At 38.4% G+C, this 24,448-nt stretch carries 25 protein-coding genes and 1 pseudogene; 3 read left to right on the top strand and 23 right to left on the bottom strand.

Annotated features, from left to right (window positions below; all coding sequences use genetic code 11):
* Window positions 1-5 precede the first annotated feature (5 nt).
* From FQT67_RS03385 to FQT67_RS03350, 8 genes are all read right to left on the bottom strand, one after another.
* Window positions 6-665 (bottom strand): cell division protein SepF, encoded by a 660-nt coding sequence (locus FQT67_RS03385; RefSeq protein ID WP_046176953.1) that lies wholly within the window; start codon window positions 663-665, stop codon window positions 6-8.
* 12 nt (window positions 666-677) lie between these two features.
* On the bottom strand, window positions 678-1,349 hold the full coding sequence (locus tag FQT67_RS03380) for a YggS family pyridoxal phosphate-dependent enzyme (RefSeq protein WP_046176954.1): 672 nt from the start codon (window positions 1,347-1,349) through the stop codon (window positions 678-680).
* A 2-nt stretch (window positions 1,350-1,351) separates the two neighbouring features.
* Window positions 1,352-2,671, bottom strand: a complete 1,320-nt coding sequence (gene ftsZ, locus FQT67_RS03375) for a cell division protein FtsZ (RefSeq protein WP_003056737.1) — start codon at window positions 2,669-2,671, stop codon at window positions 1,352-1,354.
* Between the two features lie 23 nt (window positions 2,672-2,694).
* Complete coding sequence (gene ftsA, locus FQT67_RS03370; RefSeq protein ID WP_003059854.1) at window positions 2,695-4,059, bottom strand: cell division protein FtsA; 1,365 nt, start codon at window positions 4,057-4,059, stop codon at window positions 2,695-2,697.
* A 210-nt stretch (window positions 4,060-4,269) separates the two neighbouring features.
* Entirely contained in the window at window positions 4,270-5,418 is a 1,149-nt protein-coding gene (locus FQT67_RS03365) for a cell division protein FtsQ/DivIB (RefSeq protein ID WP_143936367.1), read from the bottom strand.
* The gene (locus tag FQT67_RS03360; RefSeq protein ID WP_046176956.1) at window positions 5,419-6,501 is read right to left on the bottom strand and encodes a UDP-N-acetylglucosamine--N-acetylmuramyl-(pentapeptide) pyrophosphoryl-undecaprenol N-acetylglucosamine transferase; all 1,083 of its coding nucleotides are present in this window, start codon (window positions 6,499-6,501) and stop codon (window positions 5,419-5,421) included.
* Window positions 6,501-7,859 carry a UDP-N-acetylmuramoyl-L-alanine--D-glutamate ligase gene (gene murD / locus FQT67_RS03355; protein ID WP_046176957.1) on the bottom strand — a complete coding sequence of 453 codons (1,359 nt, stop codon included), beginning with the start codon at window positions 7,857-7,859 and terminating at the stop codon, window positions 6,501-6,503. Before murD ends, FQT67_RS03360 begins: the two co-directional genes overlap by 1 nt.
* A gap of 245 nt (window positions 7,860-8,104) precedes the next feature.
* Entirely contained in the window at window positions 8,105-9,742 is a 1,638-nt protein-coding gene (locus FQT67_RS03350) for a transglutaminase domain-containing protein (RefSeq protein WP_143936366.1), read from the bottom strand.
* A 217-nt stretch (window positions 9,743-9,959) separates the two neighbouring features.
* On the opposite strand from FQT67_RS03350, the gene FQT67_RS03345 reads away from it, so the two are divergent.
* Window positions 9,960-11,308, top strand: a protein-coding gene (locus FQT67_RS03345; RefSeq protein ID WP_115256712.1) for an IS3 family transposase whose coding sequence is annotated in 2 segments (ribosomal slippage) — window positions 9,960-10,401 and window positions 10,401-11,308 — 1,350 coding nt in all. Because the reading frame shifts where the segments join, the coding sequence is not laid out codon by codon here.
* A 134-nt stretch (window positions 11,309-11,442) separates the two neighbouring features.
* Here the strand turns inward: FQT67_RS03345 and FQT67_RS03340 are convergent.
* The 6 genes from FQT67_RS03340 to FQT67_RS03315 all read right to left on the bottom strand — a co-directional run bounded on the left by FQT67_RS03340 (window position 11,443) and on the right by FQT67_RS03315 (window position 16,070).
* Window positions 11,443-11,694: a DUF3165 family protein gene (locus FQT67_RS03340; RefSeq protein ID WP_003054124.1), complete on the bottom strand. Its 252-nt coding sequence runs from the start codon at window positions 11,692-11,694 to the stop codon at window positions 11,443-11,445.
* A 104-nt stretch (window positions 11,695-11,798) separates the two neighbouring features.
* Window positions 11,799-13,640 carry a translational GTPase TypA gene (gene typA, locus FQT67_RS03335; RefSeq protein WP_003044381.1) on the bottom strand — a complete coding sequence of 614 codons (1,842 nt, stop codon included), beginning with the start codon at window positions 13,638-13,640 and terminating at the stop codon, window positions 11,799-11,801.
* 182 nt (window positions 13,641-13,822) lie between these two features.
* Window positions 13,823-14,212: a rhodanese-like domain-containing protein gene (locus tag FQT67_RS03330; RefSeq protein WP_046177560.1), complete on the bottom strand. Its 390-nt coding sequence runs from the start codon at window positions 14,210-14,212 to the stop codon at window positions 13,823-13,825.
* A 9-nt stretch (window positions 14,213-14,221) separates the two neighbouring features.
* Window positions 14,222-15,193: an ROK family glucokinase gene (locus tag FQT67_RS03325; RefSeq protein WP_012767296.1), complete on the bottom strand. Its 972-nt coding sequence runs from the start codon at window positions 15,191-15,193 to the stop codon at window positions 14,222-14,224.
* Window positions 15,194-15,197: 4 nt separating this feature from the next.
* Window positions 15,198-15,401: a YqgQ family protein gene (locus FQT67_RS03320; RefSeq protein WP_002983840.1), complete on the bottom strand. Its 204-nt coding sequence runs from the start codon at window positions 15,399-15,401 to the stop codon at window positions 15,198-15,200.
* A 141-nt stretch (window positions 15,402-15,542) separates the two neighbouring features.
* A complete protein-coding gene (locus FQT67_RS03315; RefSeq protein ID WP_003056105.1) occupies window positions 15,543-16,070 on the bottom strand; it encodes a Dps family protein in 528 nt (175 codons plus the stop codon).
* A gap of 218 nt (window positions 16,071-16,288) precedes the next feature.
* Between FQT67_RS03315 and FQT67_RS03310 the strand changes: the two genes are divergently transcribed.
* Window positions 16,289-16,924 carry a peptidase gene (locus FQT67_RS03310; protein WP_046177561.1) on the top strand — a complete coding sequence of 212 codons (636 nt, stop codon included), beginning with the start codon at window positions 16,289-16,291 and terminating at the stop codon, window positions 16,922-16,924.
* A 42-nt stretch (window positions 16,925-16,966) separates the two neighbouring features.
* Here FQT67_RS03310 and FQT67_RS03305 read toward each other — a convergent pair whose 3' ends face one another.
* The 4 genes and pseudogenes from FQT67_RS03305 to FQT67_RS03290 form a co-directional block, all read right to left on the bottom strand.
* Window positions 16,967-17,563 carry a response regulator transcription factor gene (locus tag FQT67_RS03305; RefSeq protein ID WP_046177562.1) on the bottom strand — a complete coding sequence of 199 codons (597 nt, stop codon included), beginning with the start codon at window positions 17,561-17,563 and terminating at the stop codon, window positions 16,967-16,969.
* Window positions 17,544-18,650 (bottom strand): sensor histidine kinase, encoded by a 1,107-nt coding sequence (locus FQT67_RS03300; protein ID WP_046177563.1) that lies wholly within the window; start codon window positions 18,648-18,650, stop codon window positions 17,544-17,546. Before FQT67_RS03300 ends, FQT67_RS03305 begins: the two co-directional genes overlap by 20 nt.
* On the bottom strand, window positions 18,650-19,375 hold the full coding sequence (locus FQT67_RS03295; protein WP_046177564.1) for an ABC transporter permease: 726 nt from the start codon (window positions 19,373-19,375) through the stop codon (window positions 18,650-18,652). Before FQT67_RS03295 ends, FQT67_RS03300 begins: the two co-directional genes overlap by 1 nt.
* 3 nt (window positions 19,376-19,378) lie before the next feature.
* Window positions 19,379-19,726: pseudogene (locus FQT67_RS03290) on the bottom strand (ABC transporter ATP-binding protein); the annotation flags it as partial.
* 48 nt (window positions 19,727-19,774) lie between these two features.
* Between FQT67_RS03290 and FQT67_RS03285 the strand changes: the two are divergent.
* Window positions 19,775-21,123, top strand: a protein-coding gene (locus FQT67_RS03285) for an IS3 family transposase (protein ID WP_115256712.1) whose coding sequence is annotated in 2 segments (ribosomal slippage) — window positions 19,775-20,216 and window positions 20,216-21,123 — 1,350 coding nt in all. Because the reading frame shifts where the segments join, the coding sequence is not laid out codon by codon here.
* Between the two features lie 67 nt (window positions 21,124-21,190).
* Here FQT67_RS03285 and tpiA read toward each other — a convergent pair.
* The 5 genes from tpiA to FQT67_RS03265 all read right to left on the bottom strand — a co-directional run bounded on the left by tpiA (window position 21,191) and on the right by FQT67_RS03265 (window position 24,129).
* On the bottom strand, window positions 21,191-21,949 hold the full coding sequence (gene tpiA, locus FQT67_RS03280) for a triose-phosphate isomerase (protein WP_046177509.1): 759 nt from the start codon (window positions 21,947-21,949) through the stop codon (window positions 21,191-21,193).
* Between the two features lie 165 nt (window positions 21,950-22,114).
* On the bottom strand, window positions 22,115-23,338 hold the full coding sequence (locus FQT67_RS03275; RefSeq protein ID WP_046159623.1) for a glycosyltransferase family 2 protein: 1,224 nt from the start codon (window positions 23,336-23,338) through the stop codon (window positions 22,115-22,117).
* A complete protein-coding gene (locus FQT67_RS03270) occupies window positions 23,316-23,543 on the bottom strand; it encodes a hypothetical protein (protein WP_003062388.1) in 228 nt (75 codons plus the stop codon). Before FQT67_RS03270 ends, FQT67_RS03275 begins: the two co-directional genes overlap by 23 nt.
* A gap of 18 nt (window positions 23,544-23,561) precedes the next feature.
* Window positions 23,562-23,702 (bottom strand): hypothetical protein, encoded by a 141-nt coding sequence (locus FQT67_RS10755; protein ID WP_014612146.1) that lies wholly within the window; start codon window positions 23,700-23,702, stop codon window positions 23,562-23,564.
* 4 nt (window positions 23,703-23,706) lie between these two features.
* On the bottom strand, window positions 23,707-24,129 hold the full coding sequence (locus FQT67_RS03265; RefSeq protein ID WP_115256795.1) for a hypothetical protein: 423 nt from the start codon (window positions 24,127-24,129) through the stop codon (window positions 23,707-23,709).
* Between the last annotated feature and the right edge of the window lie 319 nt (window positions 24,130-24,448).

Here is a 24,448-nt window from a genome sequence, read left to right as displayed (position 1 = left end):
ATAAGTTACCGTCTCTTCATATCAAAGTCAAAACCAATATCTTGGCCGTTATTTGGGATATTCATATCTTCAATATTAACAGATACATTTGATGGGGTCAACAAATACATAGAAGACCCAACCTTCTGCAAGGTTCCATAAAGAACCTTACTTGCACCATCAATAAAATCTAAACAGCGTCTAGCTTGAGCATCTAGCATGTATTGAAAATCAATCAAGACACACTCATTGACAATCAGAAGATCAACAATTTCTTGAGCATCCTCATATTTACGAGGATATTTCAAGGCAATTGTTGTTTGATCAGGTTGACTAGCATGCTGATATTGCTCACGACGACTAGCAGCAGTTTGAACGGTTGGATTTCCCCTTCTCTCAATAGATTCTTGCGAACTTCTTGCTTGCGTCTGATAATGACGTTCAGATGCACTTGGTCTTGGTTGTGTTTGAGATCTTGACTGAGGCTGCGCTTGATGTCTTACTTGTTGACTTTGTTGTGATTGGCTGACTCTCGGTGCCTGTTGTGGCTGACTACTTGGTCTCACTGACTGCTGTGGTCTTGAAGCAACTTCTTCAGTTGCATCTGTTGCTTCTTCTTCCACCTCATTAACACCATCAGTATCAAAATAAGAAATCATCTTATTAAATGTGTCTTTAATTGCCATCTTATTCTCCATTTAGTGAAAGAAAGACGTTCCAATACGAACGAAAGTTGAGCCTTCCTGAATAGCAATTGAATAATCGCCACTCATACCCATACTCAATTCTGTAAAAGGCATGTTCTTTCTTTTTTTTGACTGCAAGTTTTTTCTCAATTGATTAGCTTCTCGGAAGATAGAGGCAATTCTTTCTTGACTAGCATCTGCTGGCGCCATCGTCATGAGACCGACAAGCTGGATATTTTCCATCTTACCAATCTCCTCAATTGCTGCTTCAATCTCAGAGACTTTAAAGCCATGCTTGCTATCTTCTTCAGAAATATTAACTTGTAGAAAACACTTTACAGGATGATCAGCTCTCTTTTCAATTTCTGAAGCTAACTTTACAGAATCCAAAGCATGGAAATAATCAACAAAATTGATAACATCCTTTACTTTACGACGTTGTAAGGTTCCAATGAGATGCCATGTCACCGATTTATCTTTTAATGCTTCATATTTATCAAGAAATTTATCCACGCGGTTTTCAGCGATATGCTCGATTCCGGTATCAATAAGCTGACCTGCAATTGTACTGTCCACATATTTTGTCACAGCTATGACCGAAACACTATGTTCAGGTCTATGAGCTGCTTCAGTAGCTAAGCGGACATTGTCAAAAACAATCCTTTTATTTTTTTGTAAATCCATTATTAACGGTTTTTAAAAAATGGTGGTGTTTCTAATTCATCGTCAATGTCATCATTTGCTGAGAAAGTTGACATGTTTAATTGGTTATCCAGTTCACCTTCTGTTGGGCGAGCAATATTATCACGTCTCAAATCCCAGTTACCAAATGCTGACCCTTGGTTCTGGTTATGACTTGGGGCAGACGTTTGTGAATTCGGCATCTCGCGTGTTTCACCCATATCAAAATCGAAACTTGAACGACGGTCAAAACCTGGTTGAACAGGTTGCTTCACTTGTTCTGAAGCATATTGAGCACCAGCTGCTTGTTGAGCATTCGCTTGAGTAAATGTACGTGGTTGACGGAAGCCAGATACTTGTTCAGCCTTATCTTGTCGCACACCAGTCGCAACAACTGTGACACGAATTTCATCCTTCATCGTATCATCAATAGATGTTCCTAGCCAAATGTTAACTCCTTGACCAGCTGCTTGACCAACGATTTCAGAAGCTTCCTCTGCTTCTGTAAGGGTCATGTCAAGTCCACCTGTCACGTTAACGATAACGTCTTCTGCGCCATCAATGGTTGTTTCAAGAAGTGGTGAATAAATGGCTTTACGAGCTGCTTCAACGATACGTTCTTCTCCAGAACCAATTCCGATACCCATAAGGGCATTTCCTTTATTTGCCATAACAGTCTTCACGTCGGCAAAATCAAGGTTAATAAGGCCTGGGCTTGTAATCAAATCAGTAATACCTTGAACACCTTGGCGTAGGACGTTGTCAGCTTCGCTAAGTGCTTCAAGCAATGGTGTTTTTTTATCAACGATTTCAAGAAGGTTATTATTTGAAATAATCAATAACGTGTCAACTTGCTCGCGCAATTCTTGGATACCTTCAATTGCAAAGTTACCACGTTTATTTCCTTCAAATCCAAATGGACGAGTAACAACAGCTACGGTCAAGGCTCCTAGACTTTTAGCAATACGTGCGATTACTGGTGCAGCTCCTGTACCAGATCCACCACCCATACCAGCAGTGATGAAGACCATGTCTGCACCTGTAAGAGCTTCTGACAAAACTTCTTCACTTTCTTCAGCAGCTTTACGACCAACTTCCGGTTGGCCTCCAGCACCTAGACCACGCGTTAATTTTGGTCCAAGCTGGATAACTGTTTCAGCCTTTGATGAACTCAATGCTTGAATATCAGTGTTTGCAGCGATAAACTCAACACCTGCAACACCTTCATCAATCATGCGATTGATGGCGTTTCCGCCACCTCCACCAACACCGATTACTTTAATGATTGCACCTTGAATTGATGCCGTATCGAATGAAAATGCCATTTTATTTCCTCACTTTATTACTTTTAGTCAAACATGCTTCCAAAGATACCACGAACGCGTTCTGAAATCTTTTGCTTAGGTTCAGCAGGTGCTTGTGGCTCATAGGTTGCTTGTGGTACTTGTTGTTCATAGCGAACAGGTGTTTCGGATCTTCTTGCCTCATTGTAGTCCGGCAAGTAAGACTCCTGACCAGTAAAGTCAATTGGCTTACGTCTCAAGAATTCCTCACCTGAAACCGCATTTTGAGCAAGAACATCTACTTCTGACATCATGCCCACGTATTCTACCAAGCTAATCACATTCGCAAACATTGGGTTTCGAATACCAACTTGGTTTGGAACGTGAAGTTTTACAGTTGTTCCAAAAATATCTTGGGCAACTTCAACCACACCTGGCATAATAGCACCACCACCAATGAGAACAATACCACCTGGTAAATCAAGCAAGCGTCCTCTTTCCAAATCTTGTTTCACACGATCTAAAATGTGGCGGATACGGGCTGAAATAATTTCAGACAAGTAACGTTCAGTCACTTCAACTGGTTCTTCGCTACCAACTACATCTACTTTAACCGTCTCTGTCAGGCTTGCTTCATCTATGTTAGCTTGACCAAAATTATATTTCAAGGCTTCAGCAATAGACAAAGAGGTTTTCAATACTTTAGAGATATCTTTGGTGATATACTCACCACCCTCTGCATAAATATTAGTGTACTGTAATTCTTGAGCTCTCATTGAGGCAACTGTTGTTTGCCCACCGCCCATATCAATAACAGTAGCACCAAACTCACGTTCACCTTCATTTAAAACAGTCTTAGCCATTGCTAATGGTGAAATAATAATATTTTCAACCTTGATGCCTGCACGCTCCACTGTTTTACGTAAATTGTGTAAGATGGTACTTGGGCCAGTGTAAATCAAGCCACGCATTTCTAACCTAATCCCCATCATACCACGTGGATCACGAATACCCTGGAAACCATCAACAATAAACTCTTCTGGAACCAATGAAATCACTTCACGTTCGGGTGTAATGCTTTTTGTGAGGGCTGATTTTACCACACTGTCAACATCTTCATCTTTGATTTCTTTTGATTCACTTGGAACAGGAATCATCCCCTGTGTTGGCTCAATTTGAAGCAGATTTGCTGGTAACCCAACATTCACCTTTTCAATTGTCATTCCTGCTTTTTCTTCTGCTTGTTCTACTGCAGTTTTGATGGCAGTCGCTGCTGCCTCAATATCAATTATTATGCCATCTTTTACGCCGGCACTTGGAACATTACTCACACCAATGACGTTCATCTCACCAGAAATAAATTCTGCAACTAAAACTTTTATTGAGCTTGTTCCAATGTCCAAACCAGTAAAAAAGCCATTTCTAGCCATTCACTTGACCTCACTTACTTTCCAAACTTTTACTATTCTAAAAACTGCTAAAAAACAGAATTATTCAGAGAATATTATAACATAAAAAAACGTAAAATGTTATCATTTTACGCATTTTGTTATATAAACTTAACTTTTTCTAGTCAATTTAATCAAACATGATTATATCTGGTTTTAAAAGGCTTTTTACAAGCATTTTTGATACCAAAATTAGGTGTTCGATAGACTTGCCTGATCTGGATTAGTAACCTCTGTTTCCTCAGACGCTTGACCTTGTCCTGTATCAGTAGCATGTTGATTCCCTGACTGGTCTTGAGACGGATTGCTATCAGCACTTTCGCCTTCTTTGTTAGACGTATTTTGTTCTGTTGCTACTGGTACTTCTACTTGATTTTCAATGTCAGCTGTTGTGGTATAGATTCCCACTTCCATGTCAACTATACTATCACTTTCAAGATTTTTTTTCAATTTTTGATAGTAAGGTAGTTTTAAGGTAAGTTGTGATTGCGGAACCCTGATCAGATTGCCATCATGCATGTCAATAACCAATAAATCTGATGTGGTTTTAGAACCAGCCAAAGAAACTGATTTTATGTTTTTGACTAAAGATTTAGGCAAGGTTGTTAGTTGTTTGACCAATTCTTGGATAGCTTTTTCATCTTCTAAATTAATAATCAAAAAAGATTTTGGCAATTCTGAAGCCTTAACCTTATCAACTCGCTTACCATTTTCCAAGATAGGTTGAAAACCTCCTTCAACTTGTGCGTAGGCAATGACCTCAAATTCGGTCACATTAAACTGGAAATGATTAGGGAACTGATAAGACATCTTAACAGACTTAACCCAGGGGTTAGCGTCAACAATGGCTTGTTCATAAGGACCTGGGGATGTCACTAAGGTGAGCCAGTAATCTGAAGCTTTCACCTTACTTGCTTTTACTAATTCTTCTAAATTCGTTTGATGATTACCTTTTATCGAAAAATCTTTAACCTTACTGTAAGGGGTAATCATGAAAATAGATGCTGCCATGAGTAATAGCGATACTAATATAACAGGTAAGGATTTTTGAAAGGCAATTTGACTTAAACTTTTCTCTTTTACTTTCTTGATCTTTTTTTTCTTCTTAGGAACAGGTGGTTCATCCGCGCTTGGGCTTTTCGTCTCATCTTTGGGCTCAACTGGTTTATCTTCTTCTGAAGTCGATTGAAGTTGTGCTTTTTTCTCAGTCAACAGTTTCTCTTTGAGTTTTTTTTCTTCCTCAGCTTGCTGTTTCTTTTTCTTCAAAAATTCGATATTGCGTTTTTGCCATTCTGTCAAAATGAGTTTATCGTCATTTTTTTTCTCTTTATCTTTTGCCATTTACTTCTCCTTAATCGCGGAGCTAATATCGGCTCTCAAAAGGTCATAAATCAAGTCCAACGACTGAATGTCCTTTGTGGCTAACATCGTTGCCTCATAATGCGCTTGGTGATCGAACAATTCTCCTATTGCCTTTTTAAGATTATCCAAAGTTAATTCGGGTTCCAACAACTGCTTGGCATAGCCCTTTGCTTCAAAATAAGCGGCATTCTCCAATTGATCACCACGGCTAGCTTCTCTTCCCAGAGGTACAATGAGATGTAGCTTAGCCATTGCCAATAATTCAAAGAGGGTATTCGAGCCTCCTCGAGTGATAACAAGATCCGCCATCCCCATTAAGGGCTGATATAAATCCGTGACATAATCTACACGATAGAGATTAGGACTCAGTTCATTAAGATTAGGATCTCCCGTCACATTAATAATATTATAAGTCTGCCTTAACTCCGGATGGTCGCTAACAAACTGATTAAAGACTTGAGCCCCTGCCGAACCTCCAATAAATAAAAGGGTTTTTAAGTCACTATTAAAATAAGACTTAATGGCATCAAGTTGAGTGGTCCCCGACACCTCTTGGGCAGTTGCTGAAACCTTTGTTACCGCACCAAGATGCTTGGTTCTAGGCAAGAGGTGGTCCTGCTCAAAAGTGGTATACATGGTGGTCGCGAATTTATAGGCAATTTTATTAGCAAGCCCCATTGATCGATCAGATTCGTGAATAAACACTGGTTTCCCCAGCAATTTAGCAGCCATGACAGGTGGAACGGAAACAAAACCACCTTTAGAAAAGAGCGCTTGCGGTCGAATCTTAGCGATAACCACCAGTGACTGCAACAAGCCTAGCGCAACCTTAAAGATATCCACTACATTTTGCCATGAAAAATAGCGGCGCAGCTTTCCAGTGGCAATGGCATGAAAAGTCACATCAAGTCCTGATTTTTTGATTTCCTGGTACTCAATGCCGTTCTTGTCTCCAATGTAATGTACTTCCCAGCCGTCGCTGATAAACTTTGGAATAAGAATTAAATTTAAGGTCACATGGCCCACAGTTCCGCCACCTGTCAATACAATCTTCTTAGACATTAGGCATCTCCTTTTAATTTTGCAAAGGTTGCCAAAAATTCATCCCCGCGGACCTCAAAGTTAGGATACATGTCCCAACTAGCATTGGCTGGGCTAAGCAAGATTGTATCTCCTGCCTGCGCTTCTTGGAAAGCTAATTCAGTCGCAGCAGCAACATCAGCTGCTTCAAGGTAAGGAACATTTGCCATTTCCGCTGCTCGCTTCATTCGCTCCGCTGATTCTCCCAAGATAATCATTTGTTTCAAACCTCTAAGGTCTGGTACTAAATCGTCAAATTCATTTCCCCGATCTAGACCACCTGCAATCAATATCAATTTCTTGTTGTCAAAGCCAGATAAAGCTTTCTGAGTCGCTAAGATATTGGTTGATTTACTGTCATTATAAAAGGTTATATCTTTAATTTTCCCGACAAGTTGCAGGCGATGTTTAACTCCTCCAAAATGGGAAAGAACTTCCACAATAACATCGTCAGCAATGCCAGACAATTTAGCCACGGCAATTGCTGCTAAAGCATTCTCAATATTATGACTACCCGGAACACCCAAGTTAGCCGCAGGCATTATAGGATGTCCTTTAAAATAAAGCATGCCGTCTTCCAGATAAGTTCCGTCCACCACTTCTTGAGTTGAAAAAGGAATGACCGTTGCCTTAGTTGTTTTAGCTAAGGCCGCTGAGATTTCTTGATTAGCATTTAAAATGAGATAGTCGTCAGCTGTCATTTCAGCCTGAATCCTCCATTTGGCCGCCACATAATCCTCAAAACTCCCATGATAATCGAGATGAGTGGGCATCAGGTTTGTGATAACAGCGATATGGGGCTTAAACGCGTCAACCCCCATTAATTGGAAAGAGGATAATTCCATTACTAGCGTGTCATTAGCGCTAGCTTTTTGAACGACTTCGGAGGCAGGATAACCAATATTTCCTGATAATAAAGCAGATTGACCACCTGCATTTAAGACATCGGCAATCATTGTTGTAGTCGTTGTTTTTCCATTTGATCCTGTAATCCCAACAATAGGGGATTCAGATACCAAATAAGCCAACTCAACTTCGGTCAAGACAGGAATTTGTTTTTCAAGCGCACGTGTAACCATAGGGTTATCGTAAGGAATTCCTGGATTTTTGACCATATATTCAAAGTCTTCATCAAATAATTCTAGGGGATGACTGCCACAAACAACCTTAATACCTTCTTCCAACAAGGCTTGTGCTGCTGGGTTTTCTTCAAAAGGTTTGCCATCATTAACGGTGACAAGAGCACCTAGTTTGGTTAAGAGTCTTGCAGCTGCTTCGCCCGATCTAGCTAAGCCTAATATTAATACTTTTTTATTTTGAAATTCTCTGATTTTTTTCATCTGAGCCCACACTATCCATTCTATTTGGTTTCTATTTTACCTTTATTTAAAAGCTTTTTCAAGATTTTAAAAAAGGACCTGATGCTTTCTAGATTAGAATCCGTTTCCAAAAAGAGTTGCCTTTGTTTTCTTTTTCGGCATCAAAAAAGACAAACATCCGCAGGGATATTTGCCTTTTCTACTAACTACATCAAGTCTCCCAGCCTGACGTTAAGGATGCTATCACTCAAGAATCTCCCAATACCTTAAGTTAAACGTCCGAATTGGTCAAAAACGTACCATTTTCCTTCAATCTGATAACTCCCTGTCACCACATTACAATCGCTGCCGCAGTAGTAATAGTAATTGTTATCTTTTACCCATTGATTTTGAACAAATTGACCATTTACAGCATAGCGATATTGTCCTTGCTTATTATGATACCATGTTCCTTGGCTAACCACATTTTTAGGATTAATGTCTCTACTATTTCTTATAACATCAGTGCCAAAAGTAGCTGAACTGCTATGACTGGAAGTTGTCACTTCCTCAGCATACGCTTCTTCAACTGGCTGATTATTATCATTACTTGCTTTTGGTGAATACGTCATCTTCGTTGATTGGTTCTTAAACAGTTCCGCAAAAGCTTGGTTATCTAAATAGGTTGTGGCACTTGCTTTTTCTCCCTGAAGGTTACGACCATAAACCAACCATTCACTAGGGTTGCTTCGCATCATCCAGTCTTCAAAAGCTTTACTGTATTCCATTTCCCTAAGACCATTGGCCTCACGAACTGACATTTCCACAGGCGTATAGTTTCTTCCAAAATGAGTGATTTCTACTTTTTTACCTGGACGATTGCCACTCGTTGTGTCGAGATAATACCATGCCCCATCATAATGAACTCTGGTTACCTGGTGAGGAATGCCACTATCATTGACACCACCAACGACATAAGCTTTAATTCCCATTAGGTTAAGGGCCCTTGCTGTGATGGCGCTATAGCCGACACATACCGCTTTTTGACGTTCGGTCACTGAAAAGATATCTGAAGCTCTGTAATAGGCTTGCTTGTTATCAATGCTACTACCTTCTAAATCGTAATCAAAGGTATTTGTGACATAAAGACACCATTTACGTAGCCTTTCTTTTTCAGTCGTCTCTTTCATTGCTCCCGACTTTTCAATCAAGGCTTTGATTTTCTCATCGTTCGCAAGGTAACGTTTCAGGCTAGCATTTGAGTTTTCATAGCCTCCAATAGCCCCACTGCCAACACCTTCAACATAATTCATCATGCGAATATTTCTTGAATAAAGTCTTTGAGAGCCAATAGTGACATCATGTGATTGTTGACCAATAGATAATCCAGCGTTGGCTAATAATAATTTTAAAGGAATACTCTCATTTAAATTAAAACTAGCAACCACTAATTTATCTGTCAAATCAAAATCCTGAATAGTTTTGCGAACTAACGCATTATACTCTTCTATGCTATTAAGAACATAGCCTGTTTTCTTTATCAATAAAAGTGAATCTCCCCCATTAACCCACTTATGATTGATTTTGACAAAGTCGTATTGTGAACCATAATCTGAACCTAACTGATCCGTTAGGTTTCGTTCCATTTCGAACGGCCAAACTCGGAAATGCTCATCTGTCCCTAGGACATAGGCATTTAAAGCTGTCAGTCTGTCTCCGCCCCTTTCTTGAATAACTCCTTCAACAACTTGCGCCGTGCCGGCACTTACTTTTTCAAGATGGTCTGTTTGCGAAAGATGATCTTTCCGATCCAATTCGCGAGATACCATACTTGATTGGTTAGTATCAGCTTTAACATATAGTGGTGCTACCAAAAAACAAGTTGACAGGGCCACTACTCCTAATTGACCTAGCATTTTTTTCATAGCTAGTCCTCCTTTTTATATCATCCATCCCCAATAGGATTATATTACTTTTTTATAAAATGTAAAATTTTTAATAATTATTTTTTCAATAAACAAAACATTAAAATTGTTTAAAATTATTAACTGTGCCGATTAGCATAGCAAAAAGGACTGTGTCGAACGAATGAACTGCACCCCAAAAGTTAGACAACAAATCTAACTTTTGGGGTGTTTTTCTATGAAATTAAGTTATGAAGATAAAATTGAAATCTATCGCTTACGGCAATCTGGTTGGACATGGCCTAAAATCAGTCAAACATTTAATATGAGTAAGTATAACCTTCAATACATGGTCCGCCTTATTGATATACACGGATTGGAAAGTGTTTGTAAAAGGAAAAATAGGTATTATTCTCCTGAACTAAAGCAGGAAATCATAAACGAAGTTCTGATGAAAGGTAGGTCTCAGCTAGAGGTTTCTCTAGATTATGGATTACCAAATAAGGGAATGCTTCCTAATTGGATAGCACAATACAAGAAAAACGGGTATACTATTCTTGAGAAATCAAGAGGGAGACCTGTAAAGATGGGACGCAAACCAAAGAAAAAACTTGAAGAAATGACTGAATTAGAGCGTCTTCAATATGAAAATGAGTACCTTAGAGCGGAGAATGCCGTACTAAAAAAGTTGAGAGAACTCCGCTTGAGGGACGAAGCAAGGCTCAAAGAGCAACAGAAATCATTCAAGGACTAATCAATGTATTTGATTTAAGAATCCTACTTAATATTTTGAAGCTGTCTCGATCAACCTACTATTATCAGGTTAAACGTCTAACTCAGGGAGATAAAAACAAAGAATTAAAAGAAGCTATTCAAGATATTTATTCTGAGAACAAAGGGAGATATGGTTACCGTAGAATTCACCTCGAACTTAAAAATCGAGGCTATAAAGTTAACCATAAGAAAGTTCAACGTCTGATGACAGAACTTGGGTTGAAAGCTAGAATCCGTGCGAAACGTCGCTATAACTCTTATAAAGGTGAGGTGGGCAAGAAAGCTGATAATCTCATTAAGCGTCAATTTAAAGCTGCCCAACCACTTAAGAAGTGTTATACCGATGTCACAGAGTTTTCAATTCCTGCTAGTGATCAAAAATTGTATCTATCACCAGTTCTTGATGGCTTTAACAGTGAGATTATTGCATATCATTTATCTACCTCGCCAAACTTACAACAACTTAAAACGATGCTTTCCGAGGCTTTTCCTGAACAAACTTATCAGGGCACTATTTTACATAGTGACCAAGGATGGCAATATCAACACACTTACTACCATCATTTTCTTGAGGAGCATGGAATGAGACCGTCCATGTCGCGTAAAGGAAATAGCTTAGATAACGGCATGATGGAATCTTTTTTTGGAACATTGAAGACAGAAATGTTTTATGGGTTTGAGAAGGAATTTACTTCCCTCGAAACATTAAAAACAGCTATTTCAGAATATATCAACTACTACAACACTAAACGAATCAAACTGACATTAAAAGGACTAAGTCCTGTGCAATACAGAACTCAATCCTTAACTTAAAATATAATGTCCAACTTTTGGGGGTCACTTCAGAACACAGTCCTTTTGATAACTGATAAACTAAGCCATCATTCCAGTAAAGACATTATTTCTTATGAATTCCGAAGAGAAATGATGAACCTTATCAAGGCTAGTTATTTCACTTTTGATTTTTTTGGCATTTTGAGTAAGTCTTTCAAAGCATAGTATCCCAATACTATCATCCCGAGTCCTACAACTATCTCAGGAGGTGTCTGCATGATTTTGATGAAACTCAATCCTGCTAAAACAATGAGGAGGGCAACTAAACCCACAAGTCCAATCATACCAAGCGTATTACGCACACTTTTAGGTGCCATAAACAGATAATAGGAAATAATTAAGGCGGCAATAATAAGATAGAACATCCTCATCTCCTTTGATTCTAATAAAGTAGGTAACCCTTAGACGCAAAAAGACCTTTAGAAAAGTCTCTTTCCTAAACATCTTTTTGTTATTCATTTTTTATGGCTTATTCAGCTGATTTTTTCTTTTTATTAGCTTTATCACGCGCAGCTTTATTCAAAATTTGTTTACGCAAGCGGATAGATTCTGGTGTTACTTCCATGTACTCGTCATCATTCAAGAACTCTAATGATTCTTCAAGCGTCAGAATACGAGGTGTTTTAATCACAGCTGTTTGGTCCTTAGTGGCTGAACGAACGTTTGTCATTTGTTTAGCCGTTGTAATGTTAACCCCAAGGTCATTGTCACGTGAATTTTCACCGACAATCATTCCTTCGTAGACTTCTGTTCCCGGATTAACAAAGATAGTTCCACGTTCTTCAATACGCATGATTGAATAAGTGGTTGCCTTACCATTATCGATAGAAACAAGTGCTCCACGATGACGGCCACCAATTTCACCAGCAACAACAGGCATGTATTGGTCAAAAGTATGGTTCATAATCCCGTAACCACGTGTCATTGAAAGGAACTCTGTTGAGTAACCAATCAAACCACGAGCAGGAATCAAGAAAATCAAACGCGTTTGACCATTACCAACCATTTGCATATCAAGCATGTCCCCTTTACGTTCTGAAAGAGACTGGATGATTGCACCTTGGTATTCTTCTGGCGTGTCAATTTGAACGCGTTCGAAGGGTTCACATTTGACACCATCAATTTCTTTGATGATAACTTCTGGACGTGATACTTGAAGTTCATATCCCTCACGACGCATTGTTTCAATGAGGATAGATAAATGTAATTCTCCACGCCCTGAAACCGTCCATTTATCTGGCGAATCTGTTGGGTCAACACGAAGTGACACGTCTGTTTGCAATTCTGCTAAAAGACGTTCTTCAACCTTACGTGACGTGATCCATTTACCTTCACGACCTGCAAAAGGAGAGTTATTGACCAAGAAAGTCATCTGAAGCGTTGGCTCATCAATACGAAGAATTGGCAGAGCTTCCACACAGTCAGTTGGTGTAATGGTTTCTCCAACAAAGATATCTTCCATACCTGAAACAGCAATCAAGTCACCTGCTTTAGCTTCTTGAATTTCACGACGTTCCAAACCGAAGAAACCAAACAGTTTTGTAACACGGAAGTTTTTAGTGGTACCATCAAGTTTTGAAAGAGTCACTTGGTCACCCACTTTAACAGTACCACGGAAAACACGACCGATACCGATACGACCTACGAAATCGTTGTAGTCCAAAAGTGACACTTGGAATTGCAAAGGCTCATCTGAATTATCAACTGGCGCTGGAATATGATCAATGATCGTATCAAAGATCGGGGCCATAGTATGCTCTTGGTCAGCAGGATCATCTGATAATGATGATGTGCCATTGATAGCTGATGCGTAAACAACTGGGAATTCCAATTGCTCATCATCGGCACCAAGTTCGATGAATAATTCAAGCACTTCATCTACAACTTCTGCTGGACGAGCTGAAGGTTTGTCAATCTTGTTCACCACAACGATTGGGATAAGATTTTGTTCAAGTGCTTTTTTCAATACGAAACGAGTCTGAGGCATTGTTCCTTCGTAGGCATCCACAACAAGAACAACCCCGTCAACCATTTTCATGATACGTTCAACTTCACCACCGAAGTCCGCGTGTCCTGGGGTATCCATGATGTTAATACGAACATCGTTGTAGGCTACTGCCGTATTTTTCGCAAGGATCGTAATCCCACGTTCTTTTTCAAGGTCATTGGAATCCATGGCACGCTCTTGAAGCTCTTTACGCTCATCAAGAGTATGGGATTGTTTTAATAATTCATCTACAAGTGTTGTTTTTCCGTGGTCAACGTGGGCAATAATCGCTACGTTACGGATATCGTTTCTTAAGTTAGTCATTTGTTCCTCTAAGTAAATATATTTTAACTAGACAAGTATAACACAAAATGTTTTAAAAAACTGGTTTTAATCAATTGTAAATGTTTTCAGACTTTCAGCAAGTCTGGATACAGCAAAAAAAGGAATTAAGGTTTTTGAGACAGTGACTGCCTTTATTCCCCTTAACTCCACGTTACTCTTAACTAGGTTGTTTGTTTAACTTTGCCATCCCAATAATCAATACCGTCTTTTAAGACATAAACGTCTTCAAAGCCAGCTTTTTTAAGTTTTTTGACCGCAGGCACACGGTACTGGGGACGCATATTTTCGTAAATAAGAACAGGTTTGTCCTTGCGAAGACCTTTGATAGCAGCATCAAATTGTTGCGCTGGAAAATTTCGAGCTCCTAAAATATGCTTAGCTCTAAAAGCCGCTGGCTCTCGTAAATCAATCAATTGACCTTGACGCATCACGTCTTTAAAAGTCTCGTTATCAACCTGCTTTGCCATTTTTCGAAAAGAGAAATAGTTCCATGCGTAATAGCCAATAATTCCTAAAAGGAGTAACCATAAGATAAGTGTGATTGGAGACATATCCCCCTCCTACTCTGTGATAAATTGTCGAGCAAGGCTAGCTGCACCGATAATTCCAGCATCATTGCCAAGCTCTGCAATCTTAATTTTAGTTGAATACCTCACTTGTGGGAAGGTGAAGGTCACAAAATATTTTTCAATGCGTGAACGTAAGAATTCTCCTGCTGCCGACACGCCTCCACCAATAACCACTGAATCTGGATTCAAGATATTTGAGATATTTGCTGACGCAAGACCAAGGTAGTAACCAACCTTTTCCACAACAGAATCTGCAAAGGAATCTCCTGCTTCAGCGGCCATGAAAATATCTTTGCTGGTGACATTGTCCCCATTATCAATGGCGGCTTTAATAGTAGAATCTCCTTCATAAGCTTCTGCCAATAAACGTGCTACCTTGACAACACCTGTTGCTGAGGCTACTGTTTCCAAACAGCCGTGTGAGCCACAAGTACAAGCAAAGCCATTTTCCGGTTCAACAATCATGTGGCCGATTTCACCACCTGCTCCTGCAACACCATGAATCAGGTTACCATCGGCGATAATCCCCCCACCGACACCAGTTCCTAGTGTCATGAAAACAACATCAGGATTGTTTTCGCCAGCTCCAACCCAACGCTCACCAAGAGCAGCCACATTGGCATCATTATCAATGGCAAAAGGAATACCTAATTCTTTTTCAATAATGGAACCGACTTCCTGAGTTTCTTTCCAGTTAAGGTTGAATGCTCCGGTCACTGTATTAGCAATACGGTCAACAGCCCCTGGTGACCCCATACCGATACCAATAAAATCTGCACTGCTTAGACCATATAATTCCAAGCGGTGTTTGATGGAAGCGATGATATCAGGGACAATGTGCTTGCCCCCTTCTAAAATATTAGTCTCAATCGCCCATTTTTCTTGGACTTCTCCTGCTGCTGTTAAAATACCAAATTTAACAGTGGTTCCACCTAAATCAATCCCCAGTAACTTTTGACTCATTTGCCTATCCTTCTTTTTCCAATTCTAATCTATGCTCACGTCGCAAAATTAACTCCGCATTTAAGTAATCCCTCTTATCCAATAAGCCGCTATCATAGAGACGCTGAAGTTCAATCTTCATCATTTCAATATCATAAAGACGTTTGCCAAGGTAAACAAAAATGCCAAAGTTTTTTAGCAATTGTTGCACATCATATAGTGTTTTCATATAAGTAGATTTTAGCAAATTCTACGGCAGATTTCAAGACAATTATGGAATCGCTTTCTATGTTTCTGAAAATGAATCGATGATTCCATAAAAAAGAAGCCAATTTTATCATTGACTTCTCTTATCCTAAGGCATAATCAATTAGAGTGCTGGGCCTTGTCCACGCTCTGCTTGGAACATCCAAATAGTTTTTTCAGCCTCTGTCTTAGCTGCTGTAAACAAATCATTTGTTCCAGCATCGCCTTCTTCATCGGTAATATCCAAACCAACTTGGAAAAGGCTACTTAGATAAAGGTAAACTTCTACCAATCTTGCCAAATGTTGGGCAACTGTTTTATCATAGCTACCTTTTGTTTCATCCAACTTAGAGTGTTGTGAAAATTCAGCTAGAGTAGAATAAGGTGCACCACCGATGGTAATCAAGCGTTCGCTCATTTCATCTAAGGTAGCATTTAAGCTATCCAGTAATTCATCCATTTTTGGGTGAAGGTACAAGAAACCTGGACCACGCATATACCAGTGTACTTGGTGCACAATAGATGCAGCCACAGATAAGTCAGCGACAGCTTGGTTTAAAACAGCTTTAGTTTTTTCATTTTTTGATGCTTCTTTTTTAGAAATATTGTGAGTTACTGAAGCATAAATATTGTCAACGAGTGTGTTTGTCATAATAACGTCTCCTTACTTTTCGGCTTAAAGGGCAAGAATGGAGGGTGAGCAACGATTACTCATCAAGAAGGAATCGTTGTCGCCTAATCCTATTCGACAATAACGGACTGAACTAATAGGTGAAGCGCCTTATTTAGAATCATTCTCGTTTCATACCTTTATTTTACAACGATTAGGAAAAGATTGCAAGTATTTGATTTATTTTCGAATAAGTAAGTATGAATATCTTTTTTAGTTTCTGTCTTGCTTTCTTTTTAAGCCTACTGTTTCGCTACTTACTCCATTTTTTTACAAACGCGAGCCAAGAAGAAATAGCTAATACTGCCAATGAATCAATCCCTCTCAAGGAAAAATTACAGCACTGTCAGCTATCATTGACTAAGCATGTCCTCGTCAGCTATCACGCTTACTTTGCTTTAGAAATTAGTTTATTTGCAATCTTTATGGCAACCTTGGTAGGCTGGATGGACGTGAAGCACTGCTATTTGCTGCTATTTTCTTTATTACTCAGTCTCTTTGATTGGCAATCACAAGAATACCCTTTCCTTTTATGGCTAGTGACTTTTGTTAGTTTGCTCCCTTTTTATTCCATTAACCACACCTCGCTTTTATTACTGTTGTTAGGACTGTTAGCCTATCTCCGACCTTTTTCAATTGGCGCAGGGGATTTTCTGTATCTCGCGAGTTTGGCGTTAGTGTTTGACTTAATGTCTCTTATCTGGCTAGTCCAACTGGCCTCTTTAGCAGGTATTGCTGCTTGCTTATTGCTACGTACAAAACACATTCCCTTTATCCCTTACTTAACTTTTGGGTTACTTTGTATTATCTTTCTTGAAAAATACTTAATCTACTAAAAACCCTAGCCACTTTGGTGACTAGGGTTAACTTTTGATTATTTATAGCCAACCATTTTTATTAGCTAGCCGAATAGCTTCAATGCGGTTAGACACACCCAGTTTATCAAAGATTGATGAACTATAATTTCGAATAGTTCCACTAGATAAGAAAAGTAATTGACTTATTTCTTTACTGGTTTTTCCTTGGTTAATTAATCGAAGAATGGTCATTTCCTGTTGAGTTAGAGGATTTGGATTTACAAAAAGATTTTCCATCAATTCTGGGGAGTACTCTTTACCTCCCTCCAAAACAGTGTGAATAGTCTTCATTAATTCAGAAATAGAGCGCTCTTTTAAAACATAGGCATCTACCCCAGCCTTAACCGCTCTTTGAAAGTAGCCAATACGTTTAAAGGTAGTAACAATGATAACTTTAGTATTACTTCTCCTTTTAAACCATTCCAAAACTTCTAATCCATTCATTTCTGGCATTTCTACATCTAAGATGACCACATCAACTGCTTTCTTTTGCAAAAGAGCTTGGGCTTCTTTCCCATTTCCCACAGCCTCGACAGATTCAACTGATTCTTCCATTAGTAATAATTGCTTTAAAGCATCTCTCAACATCACTTGGTCTTCAGCAATTAATAATTTCATGACACATTCCTTCGTTTAGATAAATTGTAATTATTGTAGGTTTTTTTAAAGAGCTAAGTTCAACTTTTCCTTTAACTAGTAAAAGCCTTTCATTGATAGAATGTGGTACCTCCACATCTTTAAAACCAATACCATCATCTTCCATTTGTAAAATGATATGAGTGTCCTGTCGATAAAGGCTTAACTGGCAATGACTAGCTTTGGCATGCTTAATAACATTTGTTGCTAATTCCCTAACCAACATTACTAGTGTCGATTGAAGGAGCGGACTTAATTGATCATCGCTGATTTTCTTTTCAAAGGTAAATTGGATTCCTGATAAATCAAACAAATCAGAAGTAACAACCATTTCTTCCGATAAACTACGAAAAGTCACGTTATTCACCAATTGGCGCACATCTTCCATAGATCTCCGACTAATTTGATGAAGTTCTGTTAACTCTTTTTCCACTGCTTGTAATCGACCATGTTGTAATTGTTTTATTGCCAATTCTGTTTTTATCGTCATCAAAGCAAAGGTATGGCCTAGAGTATCATGCAAATCACGTCCAATACGATTTCTCTCATTTTCTGCCATTAAGAAGTTAATCTCTTGGTTTTGTTTGGATATAGCAGCCTTCATGTTATCTTCTCTTTGCAGCCACATATTCATATAGGTAAGCCCCACTATAAAGAGTGCTATAGCTACTAACATAACACGAGAACTAAGCGATTGCGAGTGTGACCACAGATAGATAAAAGTTCCAAAAAATACCAATAAAAAAGTCAGCCCTCGAAAAGATTGGATATCATTGTCAAAACGCCAAATTAATAAATTAGCGTGGAAGAAAAAGAACCAAATCATATTCCCATCACTCAAACAGGTCATGTAAGCGACGTAGAACAAAAGATAGAGCCATAATAAATTAATAGTCTTTTGATATTTATCTCTCAGATGAATTAAAACAAGGTAAGCTACTATAAAAAGTGTCGTGATGATTAAAGTCCACTTAGGATAGTCGTAATAAAAAGCCCCCATATAAGGAAAGGCAAGAAAGACAAGTCCAATATAGTAAGGAATATCGGACGCGTAAAAAGGTCTAAACATTAATGAACCTCAAGAAATTTTGTCATAAAATAAGTAACAAATAAACACAGCATCCAGAAGCCAATAAGATAAAATACGGATGTTAAACTTATTGTACCATGAATCAGATAATGCTCAAATAAATTTCCAAAATGATAGGTCGGTGTCCAGTATGAAATAGCCTGTAACCACTTGGGAAAACTACTAACTGGCATCCAAAGTCCTCCTATAATAGCTAAACCAATATATAAGATATTAGCTAAAGCCGACAGGACTTTTGACGATTTGATTTGGGATAACAGTAAACCAAGGCTAATAAAGGCTACCGCTCCAAAAACAAGTAAAGCCACTGTGATTAACCAATCCCCCACAGTCATTCTAATATTCCTCATAAAATAACCGATAACAAAAACAATACCACACGATAACAGATAGTAACCGATAATCCTGATCACTTTAGCGACGTAATATTGCCAAAGCGGTACCGATGAATATCGAATAGATTTCAAGCGGTTACTTCTGCGATCCTCTTGTAAAGCAAATGGTAAGGTAAATAGGGCAAAGCCAATACTTGAAAAAGCTGTCATATTAAACATCATAAGCTTTAAAATAGTTTGTGAATCTGAAACAAAAGAAGAGTAAAAAAGAAAGAAAAAAACAGGCATTCCAATTGATAACACAAGAGATGACAGAGAACGAATAGTTAATAAATATTCTGTTCGCAATAAGGCTTTAAAGGTTTTCATAACTTATCCTTTCGTTGTAGCAAACACACGATCCAGCAAGGTACGATTTGTCATTTCTATACTGTCGATAGGACAGGCAGCAGCTTCTAAACACTCCCAAATAGCTTTGGGGTTCTTTGTAACAAAAGTGATGCTATCCCTTTTCTCAACAACTTCCTCTACATTCAATTGGGGATTCGATAATATCAAGGACCGATAACTAAAAGGTATCGTCATGATCTTCTCCTGCTCTTCTGCTGACATGGCATAAGGAGTGGTGTCTCGAATTAATTTACCTTGACTTAAGACCAAAACACGATCAGCAGTATGTTCAACCTCTTCGATATAATGAGAAGAATACAAGATATGAACTGCACCCCAAAAGTTAGACAACAAATCTAACTTTTGGGGTGTTTTTCTATGAAATTAAGTTATGAAGATAAAATTGAAATCTATCGCTTACGGCAATCTGGTTGGACATGGCCTAAAATCAGTCAAACATTTAATATGAGTAAGTATAACCTTCAATACATGGTCCGCCTTATTGATATACACGGATTGGAAAGTGTTTGTAAAAGGAAAAATAGGTATTATTCTCCTGAACTAAAGCAGGAAATCATAAACGAAGTTCTGATGAAAGGTAGGTCTCAGCTAGAGGTTTCTCTAGATTATGGATTACCAAATAAGGGAATGCTTCCTAATTGGATAGCGCAATACAAGAAAAACGGGTATACTATTCTTGAGAAATCAAGAGGGAGACCTGTAAAGATGGGACGCAAACCAAAGAAAAAACTTGAAGAAATGACTGAATTAGAGCGTCTTCAATATGAAAATGAGTACCTTAGAGCGGAGAATGCCGTACTAAAAAAGTTGAGAGAACTCCGCTTGAGGGACGAAGCAAGGCTCAAAGAGCAACAGAAATCATTCAAGGACTAATCAATGTATTTGATTTAAGAATCCTACTTAATATTTTGAAGCTGTCTCGATCAACCTACTATTATCAGGTTAAACGTCTAACTCAGGGAGATAAAAACAAAGAATTAAAAGAAGCTATTCAAGATATTTATTCTGAGAACAAAGGGAGATATGGTTACCGTAGAATTCACCTCGAACTTAAAAATCGAGGCTATAAAGTTAACCATAAGAAAGTTCAACGTCTGATGACAGAACTTGGGTTGAAAGCTAGAATCCGTGCGAAACGTCGCTATAACTCTTATAAAGGTGAGGTGGGCAAGAAAGCTGATAATCTCATTAAGCGTCAATTTAAAGCTGCCCAACCACTTAAGAAGTGTTATACCGATGTCACAGAGTTTTCAATTCCTGCTAGTGATCAAAAATTGTATCTATCACCAGTTCTTGATGGCTTTAACAGTGAGATTATTGCATATCATTTATCTACCTCGCCAAACTTACAACAACTTAAAACGATGCTTTCCGAGGCTTTTCCTGAACAAACTTATCAGGGCACTATTTTACATAGTGACCAAGGATGGCAATATCAACACACTTACTACCATCATTTTCTTGAGGAGCATGGAATGAGACCGTCCATGTCGCGTAAAGGAAATAGCTTAGATAACGGCATGATGGAATCTTTTTTTGGAACATTGAAGACAGAAATGTTTTATGGGTTTGAGAAGGAATTTACTTCCCTCGAAACATTAAAAACAGCTATTTCAGAATATATCAACTACTACAACACTAAACGAATCAAACTGACATTAAAAGGACTAAGTCCTGTGCAATACAGAACTCAATCCTTAACTTAAAATATAATGTCCAACTTTTGGGGGTCACTTCAATGCCCTCTTCTTTTTATAGTTTCATCTGATAGTTTTAGTTAAGAAAATCAAGCAAAGCGAGGAAGCTATCAGCTTCTAATGATGCACCACCAACAAGGGCACCATCAACATCTGGACAAGCCATGTAATCTTTAACGTTTTCAGGTTTTACAGAACCACCGTATTGAACGCGAACTTTATCAGCAACTTCTTGCCCAAAGTCTGCTGCAACCACGCCACGTACAGCTTTACACATTTTTTGAGCATCATCTTGAGTAGCTGATTTACCAGTACCGATTGCCCAGATTGGCTCGTAAGCTAAAACAAGTGAAGCCACTTGCTCTTCAGAAAGACCTGCAAGAGCCGCAGAAACCTGAGCACCAACAAACTCAACAGCTTTACCTGCTTCGTAAGTTTCAAGAGATTCCCCACAACATAGGATTGGAGTTAACCCATTCGCAAAAATAGCTTTTGCTTTTTTGTTAATGTCTTCATCTGTTTCATGGAAGTAATCACGGCGTTCTGAGTGACCAATAACAACGTAGTCAGCTCCCATTTCAGCAAGCACTTTTGGTGATGTTTCACCAGTAAAGGCTCCTGCATTTTCAAAATAGCAGTTTTGCGCAGCAACTTTAAGAACTGAATCTTTAGCAGCTTCTATAGTTGTTACCAAATCAACAGCTGGCGCTGCTACTGCAACATCTACAAGATCGTTTGAAGGTAATTTGCTTGCTACAGCCTCAACGAATGCTTTTGCTTCTTGAGGGGTTTTGTTCATTTTCCAGTTACCGGCAATAATTGGTTTACGTGACATATCACATACCTCTTCTTTTTTTATTTACATCTCCTATTTTAGCATATTTTACTGGCTATTAAAAGAAAACGGCTATATTTTAGGAATATTTTCACAAAGGAAGAGGGCTTTTCTGAAAACTTTTCACTATTTTCTATAGGATGTATGTTTCTTATCAGATAATCCTCAAGAAAGGAGATTATCGTATTCCTGCATCTGAATCTCGCGCTTAAGCTGCCCCCAGATATTCTTTTTCTCGCGGTAGCCAATTATACTACTCGTCTTGACAAGGGTTAAAACAGGATGCAAGACAAGGTATCGAAAAACAGCTATATATATTCCCTTGATAATATCTGTTACCCCAATCATTAATTTTTGAGAGTAGATCCGATGCAAGAAAGAAGTAAGGGTAATTAGAATACAATAAAGAGTATAGAGAAAAATAAGTGAAAAGAAGAAAGGAATATTTAACTGATGAAAAATCAGAGCCAAAAAAACAACTCCTGCTCCAAAAAGTTCAAGAAAGGGAGATATTAACTCAAAAAAGATATAGTATATATAAGAAACAAACCCAACTGCCCCAAAGCGGTAATTGGCAAAAACACTTCTGTACTTTTTCAAACATTGATATAGTCCTAAGAACCATCGTCGTCTCTGTTTTCTCAAGTCTCCTAGACTCGTTGGTGCTTGACTCCAACAGACTGCGTCAGTTTCATAACAAATTCGATAAGGAACCTGATTATTGCGGCAAAAAAAATGTAATTTCATAACCAATTCCATATCTTCTCCCAAAGTCTCTGTGTCGTAACCACCAACGGCTTTCACGATGTCTTTCTTAAAGAGACCAAAAGCTCCTGAAATAATCAAATTAGCTTTTAAGTAATCCAAGAAAATACGCGCCCCTAAAAAAGAAGAGTCATATTCAATGGCCTGAGCGCAAGGAATCATCCGCCAAGGAAGGTGATAAGAAACCACGCCCCCTTCTTCTATCTTAACCCCCTGGGCAACCTGGACAAGACCTCCAACAGCAATAACCGTTTTGTCTAACCTTACCGATGTCACAATGTGTTTTAATGAATCTTTTTGCAACATCGAATCTGCATCTAAACACAAGAAATAATCATGACAAGACGCATTAATTCCCATGTTTAATGCATCCCCTTTTCCGCCATTTTCTTTGACAATTAAGGTCAAAACAACACCTTCCACATCAGCTTTATAAATAGCTTTATAAGGCTTAGTTACAATATGTTGGTTAATCGGTTCCTGATGAAGTATGAGAGGAAAATGGTTCATCAACACCATTGATGTCTGATCACTAGAGCCATCATCTACAACAATGATTTCGTAATGATCATAATCCAAATGAAGTAAGGAATCAATAGTATTAACAATCGTCAGTATTAACAATCGTCAAAGCTTCATTATAGGCCGGGACGATAACAGAAACCCCCACATCATCAGCATGAGTCGCTAAACGAGATCGATGTTCTCGTTTTTCATAGAGATGGACACCTCCAATAACTAAAGAAATCACTAAAAAACTGGCATAAGCAATCAAAAGTAATAAGAAAATCAGCTGGGAGAGTTGTAAAAAGGTAAAGAATAGTTGCATACGACCTTGCCCCTTCTCCTATTTGGACTCTTTTTTCCATTGGTCAAATAGATGCGGCTTGTGCCATTGTGTCACCCGTTGCTTAACAATGTAACTGAGATTAAAAATAGTCACTGCTAAACAAACCATAATATAAAAGTACAAAACATGATGTATCATCTGATTACTCTCCTTTTTTAGTCCACTCTTTTTTAATAATAGAGTAGGATGCTTTTAGAAATGGACGAACATTAGGCCTCTCCCAACTAGGTAAAGGATAGTCTTCCATAGGAATCATCTCGTGTGATTGCGCGGGTCCCCATCCCAGAGCAATCATGTCAGCATCTACTTCTTTGACACCATAGTGCTTCATGTAGTCATCATGAATTTTCTTAGCGGCTAGATTAGAAAAATTCAACAGTTGCCAAGGAATCCTTACCTCAATCAATTTTTCCCCAAAGACAACGTCCGTCTGAGAATCAAGCTGAGTGATACCATCTTGATTTATCCCTTTGCGCAAGATTCCTGTAGGAAAACTTGGCAGGTATTTCTTTTTGGCTCTAGCTTTTTCAATATCTTCGACAATCGTTGTATTTCGTAAAACCATTGTCACCAAATCGAACTGTTCTGAGTCTTTTCGAGGGGGTAACGTGCTATAGTTAACTGTTTATAATGTTAAGACCAAAAAAAGACTATCATAAGAAGGAAGAATCATCTTACCAACATTTTTTGGAAAGAAGTACTTTTCATTTTTAATAATGAGAAATCATCTGATTAATAGCTCTTTAAATATATTATCCTGTGTCTTTTTAACATCTAGATTAGCTTTAATGGACCTGTAAAAAACACAAAAAAAGCTCCCCTAAGGGAGCTTTTACAATTTAAGTTGTCCGACTTTAATTGTTATTCTGGGAACTTAATTAAAA

It is taken from the genome of Streptococcus sp. NCTC 11567 (genome assembly GCF_902141215.1).
Taxonomy (GTDB): domain Bacteria; phylum Bacillota; class Bacilli; order Lactobacillales; family Streptococcaceae; genus Streptococcus; species Streptococcus dysgalactiae.
The sequence above is the reverse complement of the archived record's forward strand: the minus strand, read 5'-3'. Positions and strand labels throughout refer to the sequence as shown.

Coding starts and splice junctions, on each gene's coding strand:
- FQT67_RS03330 (WP_046177560.1), bottom strand. CDS start 14,212: ATGTCTCCAATCACACTTATCTTATGGTTACTCCTTTTAGGAATTATT.
- FQT67_RS03340 (WP_003054124.1), bottom strand. CDS start 11,694: ATGTTCTATCTTATTATTGCCGCCTTAATTATTTCCTATTATCTGTTT.
- ftsA (WP_003059854.1), bottom strand. CDS start 4,059: ATGGCTAGAAATGGCTTTTTTACTGGTTTGGACATTGGAACAAGCTCA.
- murD (WP_046176957.1), bottom strand. CDS start 7,859: ATGAAAAAAATCAGAGAATTTCAAAATAAAAAAGTATTAATATTAGGC.
- FQT67_RS03265 (WP_115256795.1), bottom strand. CDS start 24,129: ATGGTTTTACGAAATACAACGATTGTCGAAGATATTGAAAAAGCTAGA.
- FQT67_RS03385 (WP_046176953.1), bottom strand. CDS start 665: ATGGCAATTAAAGACACATTTAATAAGATGATTTCTTATTTTGATACT.
- typA (WP_003044381.1), bottom strand. CDS start 13,640: ATGACTAACTTAAGAAACGATATCCGTAACGTAGCGATTATTGCCCAC.
- FQT67_RS03320 (WP_002983840.1), bottom strand. CDS start 15,401: ATGAAAACACTATATGATGTGCAACAATTGCTAAAAAACTTTGGCATT.
- FQT67_RS03305 (WP_046177562.1), bottom strand. CDS start 17,563: ATGAAATTATTAATTGCTGAAGACCAAGTGATGTTGAGAGATGCTTTA.
- FQT67_RS10755 (WP_014612146.1), bottom strand. CDS start 23,702: ATGATACATCATGTTTTGTACTTTTATATTATGGTTTGTTTAGCAGTG.
- FQT67_RS03325 (WP_012767296.1), bottom strand. CDS start 15,193: ATGAGTCAAAAGTTACTGGGGATTGATTTAGGTGGAACCACTGTTAAA.
- FQT67_RS03360 (WP_046176956.1), bottom strand. CDS start 6,501: ATGTCTAAGAAGATTGTATTGACAGGTGGCGGAACTGTGGGCCATGTG.
- FQT67_RS03300 (WP_046177563.1), bottom strand. CDS start 18,650: ATGTTTAGACCTTTTTACGCGTCCGATATTCCTTACTATATTGGACTT.
- FQT67_RS03270 (WP_003062388.1), bottom strand. CDS start 23,543: ATGCAACTATTCTTTACCTTTTTACAACTCTCCCAGCTGATTTTCTTA.
- tpiA (WP_046177509.1), bottom strand. CDS start 21,949: ATGTCACGTAAACCAATTATTGCCGGTAACTGGAAAATGAACAAAACC.
- FQT67_RS03295 (WP_046177564.1), bottom strand. CDS start 19,375: ATGAAAACCTTTAAAGCCTTATTGCGAACAGAATATTTATTAACTATT.
- FQT67_RS03380 (WP_046176954.1), bottom strand. CDS start 1,349: ATGGATTTACAAAAAAATAAAAGGATTGTTTTTGACAATGTCCGCTTA.
- FQT67_RS03315 (WP_003056105.1), bottom strand. CDS start 16,070: ATGACAAACACACTCGTTGACAATATTTATGCTTCAGTAACTCACAAT.
- ftsZ (WP_003056737.1), bottom strand. CDS start 2,671: ATGGCATTTTCATTCGATACGGCATCAATTCAAGGTGCAATCATTAAA.
- FQT67_RS03365 (WP_143936367.1), bottom strand. CDS start 5,418: ATGGCAAAAGATAAAGAGAAAAAAAATGACGATAAACTCATTTTGACA.
- FQT67_RS03350 (WP_143936366.1), bottom strand. CDS start 9,742: ATGAAAAAAATGCTAGGTCAATTAGGAGTAGTGGCCCTGTCAACTTGT.
- FQT67_RS03310 (WP_046177561.1), top strand. CDS start 16,289: ATGAATATCTTTTTTAGTTTCTGTCTTGCTTTCTTTTTAAGCCTACTG.